Annotated in this window: 1 protein-coding gene and 1 pseudogene; one reads left to right on the forward strand and one right to left on the reverse strand. The window is 70.7% G+C overall.

Annotated elements, in window-relative coordinates; translation table 11 throughout:
- Nucleotides 1–773: pseudogene (locus tag AC1D01_RS34725) on the reverse strand (two-component system sensor histidine kinase/response regulator); the annotation flags it as partial.
- Between the two features lie 114 nt (nucleotides 774–887).
- Here AC1D01_RS34725 and AC1D01_RS34730 point away from each other — a divergent pair.
- Nucleotides 888–1,232 carry a hypothetical protein gene (locus AC1D01_RS34730; RefSeq protein ID WP_477874066.1) on the forward strand — a complete coding sequence of 115 codons (345 nt, stop codon included), beginning with the start codon at nucleotides 888–890 and terminating at the stop codon, nucleotides 1,230–1,232.
- Nucleotides 1,233–1,384: the final 152 nt, after the last annotated feature.

The raw sequence follows: 1,384 nt of genomic DNA on the forward strand, positions 1-1,384 counted from the left end.
CGCTGCGGCAGCCCGCTGCGCTCGGCCTCGCGAACGGCCACCGTCAGCGGCGACGCGCCGTTGCGCGCCAACCGGCGCGGCAACGCATCGGGCGGCACGTTGGCGGTCTGCGTGACACGGGTCAGTTCGAGGTCGCTGCCGTCGGCGGCATCGGGCAGGTAGAGCACGGCGAACGGCAGGTCCTGCGGGCTGTTGCCGAGCGTGGCGACCAGCTGCGCCGCGGCGGCCGCGAGCGTCGGCAGCTCGCGGACCGGCAACGCGGCCAGCTCGCGCAACAGGCGCAGCCGGCGCTCGCCGATCGCGCGCTCGGTGTCCTCGACGACGACGCACAGCATGCCGGCCACGCGATCGGCATCGTCATACACCGGGCTGTACGAGAAGGTGTGGAAGGTTTCCTCGAGGTAGCCGCTGCGCTCCAGGAACAGCTGCAGGCCCTCGTCCCAGGTGGCGGTGCCGGTGCTCAGCACCTGGTCGATGCGCGGGCCGATGTCGTGCCAGATCTCGGCCCAGACCACGTCAGCGCGCGCGCCGAGCACCCAGTCGTGCTTGATGCCGACGGTCGGCAGGTACGCGTCGTTGCAGAAGAACGTGGCCCCGCTGCCCCAGGCCATCCACATCGCGAAGCGCGAGTCGAGCATCACCCGCACGATGGTCTTCAGGCTCTGCGGCCAGCCGGCGGGGTCGCCGAGCGGCGTGCAGCCCCAGTCGAAGGCGCGCATGCGCGCGCCCATCTCACCACCCCCTTCGAGGAACCTCAGCGAAGCATCGACCATCTCGGCATGCTAGCGGCGAAAAGCAACAGCCGGTCACGCGCGTTACGGCGGCCATGCGAGCCGGTGCACCGGCTCGGTTAACCTCGCGGATTGTCCAACCCTCCGACCTCTTCCATGCGCCTCGTCCCGATCGCCTGCCTGTTGTGGTTCTCCTGCGCCGCCATGGCGCAATCCAAGGATGAGATCGTCGAAGGCGGGCTGCAAAGCGGCCAGCGCTACCAGATGGCGCAACACTGCGGCGCGAGCGATGCCGCGCTGGATGCCTTCAAGGGGCGCTTCGAGACCGAGGCGCACGGCCGCTCGGACCTGCTGGCCAAGCTGGACATCAACATCCTGAAGCTGTTCATGCAGGGCCGCCTGAACGGCGACCTGGCGTTCGAGGAACTGAAGGCCAAGCCGCAGGCCGAGCGCGACGCCGCCTGCCAGCAGGCGCTGCAGCAGATCGGCGCCAAAGCCTGAGAACCCTGATCAGCTCGGCAGGCCGGCCGTCTGCTGGCCGGCGTGTTCCCACGCGGCCTGCAGCGCCGCCGCGACCGGCGCGCTCGCAGGCGTCATCGGCGCGCGCAGCGCCGGGCCGATCCGGCCGAGCGCCGCGAGCTGCGCCTTCAGCG

This window comes from Rhizobacter sp. P3_B12 (genome assembly GCF_056402895.1).

What these genes read in the sequence shown, in the direction of transcription:
- AC1D01_RS34730 (WP_477874066.1), top strand. Translation starts at nt 888, where the DNA reads ATGCGCCTCGTCCCGATCGCCTGCCTGTTGTGGTTCTCCTGCGCCGCC.